Raw genomic sequence first — 4947 nt, forward strand, 5'->3', positions numbered from 1 at the left:
TGGGGGTCTGACGCTCAGTGGAACGAAAACTCACGTTAAGGGATTTTGGTCATGAGATTATCAAAAAGGATCTTCACCTAGATCCTTTTAAATTAAAAATGAAGTTTTAAATCAATCTAAAGTATATATGAGTAAACTTGGTCTGACAGTTACCAATGCTTAATCAGTGAGGCACCTATCTCAGCGATCTGTCTATTTCGTTCATCCATAGTTGCCTGACTCCCCGTCGTGTAGATAACTACGATACGGGAGGGCTTACCATCTGGCCCCAGTGCTGCAATGATACCGCGAGACCCACGCTCACCGGCTCCAGATTTATCAGCAATAAACCAGCCAGCCGGAAGGGCCGAGCGCAGAAGTGGTCCTGCAACTTTATCCGCCTCCATCCAGTCTATTAATTGTTGCCGGGAAGCTAGAGTAAGTAGTTCGCCAGTTAATAGTTTGCGCAACGTTGTTGCCATTGCTGCAGGCATCGTGGTGTCACGCTCGTCGTTTGGTATGGCTTCATTCAGCTCCGGTTCCCAACGATCAAGGCGAGTTACATGATCCCCCATGTTGTGCAAAAAAGCGGTTAGCTCCTTCGGTCCTCCGATCGTTGTCAGAAGTAAGTTGGCAGCAGTGTTATCACTCATGGTTATGGCAGCACTGCATAATTCTCTTACTGTCATGCCATCCGTAAGATGCTTTTCTGTGACTGGTGAGTACTCAACCAAGTCATTCTGAGAATAGTGTATGCGGCGACCGAGTTGCTCTTGCCCGGCGTCAACACGGGATAATACCGCACCACATAGCAGAACTTTAAAAGTGCTCATCATTGGAAAACGTTCTTCGGGGCGAAAACTCTCAAGGATCTTACCGCTGTTGAGATCCAGTTCGATGTAACCCACTCGTGCACCCAACTGATCTTCAGCATCTTTTACTTTCACCAGCGTTTCTGGGTGAGCAAAAACAGGAAGGCAAAATGCCGCAAAAAAGGGAATAAGGGCGACACGAAAATGTTGAATACTCATACTCTTCCTTTTTCAATATTATTGAAGCATTTACCAGGGTTATTGTCTCATGAGCGGATACATATTTGAATGTATTTAGAAAAATAAACAAATAGGGGTTCCGCGCACATTTCCCCGAAAAGTGCCACCTGACGTCTAAGAAACCATTATTATCATGACATTAACCTATAAAAATAGGCGTATCACGAGGCCCTTTCGTCTTCAAGAATTTTATAAACCGTGGAGCGGGCAATACTGAGCTGATGAGCAATTTCCGTTGCACCAGTGCCCTTCTGATGAAGCGTCAGCACGACGTTCCTGTCCACGGTACGCCTGCGGCCAAATTTGATTCCTTTCAGCTTTGCTTCCTGTCGGCCCTCATTCGTGCGTTCTAGGATCCTCCGGCGTTCAGCCTGTGCCACAGCCGACAGGATGGTGACCACCATTTGCCCCATATCACCGTCGGTACTGATCCCGTCATCAATGAACCGGACTGCCACGCCCTGAGCGTCAAATTCCTTTATCAGTTGGATCATATCGGCAGTGTCGCGGCCAAGACGGTCGAGCTTCTTAACCAGAATGACATCACCTTCCTCCACCTTCATCCTCAGCAAATCCAGCCCTTCCCGGTCTGTTGAACTGCCGGATGCCTTATCGGTAAATATACGGTTTGCTTTCACACCTGCGTCTTTGAGTGCTCTGACCTGAAGATCAAGAGACTGCTGACTGGTTGAGACCCGAGCGTAACCAAAAAGTCGCATAAAAATGTACCTTAAATCGAATATCGGACAACTCATGTCTATTATTACAAATTTACGATTTAATAGACATATTAATGTAACAGTTTTACGATGTCCGATAATTTATAACATTTCGTACGGTTGGAAAAATGTTACTAAATGCCCGTCAGGCAGGGAGGCCGATATGCCCGTTGACTTTCTGACCACTGAGCAGACTGAAAGCTATGGCAGATTCACCGGTGAACCGGATGAGCTTCAGCTGGCACGATATTTTCACCTTGATGAAGCAGACAAGGAATTTATCGGAAAAAGCAGAGGTGATCACAACCGTCTGGGCATTGCCCTGCAAATTGGATGTGTCCGTTTTCTGGGCACCTTCCTCACCGATATGAATCATATTCCTTCCGGCGTCCGGCATTTTACCGCCAGACAGCTCGGGATTCGTGATATCACCGTTCTTGCAGAATACGGTCAGAGGGAAAATACCCGCCGTGAGCATGCAGCGCTGATACGTCAGCACTATCAGTATCGTGAATTTGCCTGGCCCTGGACATTTCGCCTTACCCGTCTTTTATATACCCGGAGCTGGATAAGCAACGAACGTCCTGGCCTGCTTTTCGATCTGGCGACAGGGTGGCTTATGCAACATCGTATTATTCTCCCCGGAGCCACTACGCTGACCCGGTTGATTTCAGAGGTAAGGGAAAAGGCGACGTTGCGCCTGTGGAACAAACTGGCACTGATACCGTCAGCCGAACAGCGTTCACAGCTGGAGATGCTGCTGGGGCCAACTGATTGCAGCCGCCTGTCTTTACTGGAATCACTGAAAAAGGGCCCTGTGACCATCAGTGGTCCGGCGTTTAATGAAGCAATTGAACGCTGGAAAACTCTGAACGATTTTGGCCTGCATGCTGAAAACCTGAGTACACTCCCGGCTGTGCGCCTGAAAAATCTCGCACGTTATGCTGGTATGACTTCGGTGTTCAATATTGCCAGGATGTCACCGCAGAAAAGGATGGCGGTTCTGGTTGCCTTTGTCCTTGCATGGGAAACGCTGGCGCTGGATGATGCATTGGACGTTCTGGACGCCATGCTGGCCGTTATCATCCGTGACGCCAGAAAGATTGGGCAGAAAAAACGGCTCCGCTCGCTGAAGGATCTGGATAAATCTGCATTGGCGCTCGCCAGCGCATGTTCGTACCTGCTGAAAGAAGAAACACCGGACGAATCGATTCGTGCTGAGGTGTTCAGCTACATCCCAAGGCAAAAGCTGGCTGAAATCATCACGCTTGTCCGTGAAATTGCCCGGCCCTCAGACGATAATTTTCATGAAGAAATGGTGGAGCAGTACGGGCGCGTTCGTCGTTTCCTGCCCCATCTGCTGAATACCGTTAAATTTTCATCCGCACCTGCCGGGGTTACCACTCTGAATGCCTGTGACTACCTCAGCCGGGAGTTCAGCTCACGGCGGCAGTTTTTTGACGACGCACCAACGGAAATTATCAGTCGGTCATGGAAACGGCTGGTGATTAACAAGGAAAAACATATCACCCGCAGGGGATACACGCTCTGCTTTCTCAGTAAACTGCAGGATAGTCTGAGGCGGAGGGATGTCTACGTTACCGGCAGTAACCGGTGGGGAGATCCTCGTGCAAGATTACTACAGGGTGCTGACTGGCAGGCAAACCGGATTAAGGTTTATCGTTCTTTGGGGCACCCGACAGACCCGCAGGAAGCAATAAAATCTCTGGGTCATCAGCTTGATAGTCGTTACAGACAGGTTGCTGCACGTCTTTGCGAAAATGAGGCTGTCGAACTCGATGTTTCTGGCCCGAAGCCCCGGTTGACAATTTCTCCCCTCGCCAGTCTTGATGAGCCGGACAGTCTGAAACGACTGAGCAAAATGATCAGTGATCTACTCCCTCCGGTGGATTTAACGGAGTTGCTGCTCGAAATTAACGCCCATACCGGATTTGCTGATGAGTTTTTCCATGCTAGTGAAGCCAGTGCCAGAGTTGATGATCTGCCCGTCAGCATCAGCGCCGTGCTGATGGCTGAAGCCTGCAATATCGGTCTGGAACCACTGATCAGATCAAATGTTCCTGCACTGACCCGACACCGGCTGAACTGGACAAAAGCGAACTATCTGCGGGCTGAAACTATCACCAGCGCTAATGCCAGACTGGTTGATTTTCAGGCAACGCTGCCACTGGCACAGATATGGGGTGGAGGAGAAGTGGCATCTGCAGATGGAATGCGCTTTGTTACGCCAGTCAGAACAATCAATGCCGGACCGAACCGCAAATACTTTGGTAATAACAGAGGGATCACCTGGTACAACTTTGTGTCCGATCAGTATTCCGGCTTTCATGGCATCGTTATACCGGGGACGCTGAGGGACTCTATCTTTGTGCTGGAAGGTCTTCTGGAACAGGAGACCGGGCTGAATCCAACCGAAATTATGACCGATACAGCAGGTGCCAGCGAACTTGTCTTTGGCCTTTTCTGGCTGCTGGGATACCAGTTTTCTCCACGCCTGGCTGATGCCGGTGCTTCGGTTTTCTGGCGAATGGACCATGATGCCGACTATGGCGTGCTGAATGATATTGCCAGAGGGCAATCAGATCCCCGAAAAATAGTCCTTCAGTGGGACGAAATGATCCGGACCGCTGGCTCCCTGAAGCTGGGCAAAGTACAGGTTTCAGTGCTGGTCCGTTCATTGCTGAAAAGTGAACGTCCTTCCGGACTGACTCAGGCAATCATTGAAGTGGGGCGCATCAACAAAACGCTGTATCTGCTTAATTATATTGATGATGAAGATTACCGCCGGCGCATTCTGACCCAGCTTAATCGGGGAGAAAGTCGCCATGCCGTTGCCAGAGCCATCTGTCACGGTCAAAAAGGTGAGATAAGAAAACGATATACCGACGGTCAGGAAGATCAACTGGGCACACTGGGGCTGGTCACTAACGCCGTCGTGTTATGGAACACTATTTATATGCAGGCAGCCCTGGATCATCTCCGGGCGCAGGGTGAAACACTGAATGATGAAGATATCGCACGCCTCTCCCCGCTTTGCCACGGACATATCAATATGCTCGGCCATTATTCCTTCACGCTGGCAGAACTGGTGACCAAAGGACATCTGAGACCATTAAAAGAGGCGTCAGAGGCAGAAAACGTTGCTTAACGTGAGTTTTCGTTCCACTGAGCGTCAG

General features: G+C 49.6%; 3 protein-coding genes. 1 reads left to right on the plus strand and 2 read right to left on the minus strand.

The window, feature by feature from the left end:
- Window positions 1–149: 149 nt before the first annotated feature.
- Window positions 150–1010: a broad-spectrum class A beta-lactamase TEM-1 gene (locus tag HSP_RS0106615; RefSeq protein ID WP_000027057.1), complete on the minus strand. Its 861-nt coding sequence runs from the start codon at window positions 1008–1010 to the stop codon at window positions 150–152.
- 182 nt (window positions 1011–1192) lie between these two features.
- Entirely contained in the window at window positions 1193–1750 is a 558-nt protein-coding gene (locus HSP_RS0106620) for a recombinase family protein (protein ID WP_001235713.1), read from the minus strand.
- A 163-nt stretch (window positions 1751–1913) separates the two neighbouring features.
- Between HSP_RS0106620 and HSP_RS0106625 the strand changes: the two genes are divergently transcribed.
- Complete coding sequence (locus tag HSP_RS0106625) at window positions 1914–4919, plus strand: Tn3-like element Tn3 family transposase (RefSeq protein WP_001143760.1); 3006 nt, start codon at window positions 1914–1916, stop codon at window positions 4917–4919.
- Window positions 4920–4947 lie beyond the last annotated feature (28 nt).

The organism is Haemophilus sputorum CCUG 13788 (assembly GCF_000238795.1).
GTDB lineage: Bacteria > Pseudomonadota > Gammaproteobacteria > Enterobacterales > Pasteurellaceae > Haemophilus_A > Haemophilus_A sputorum.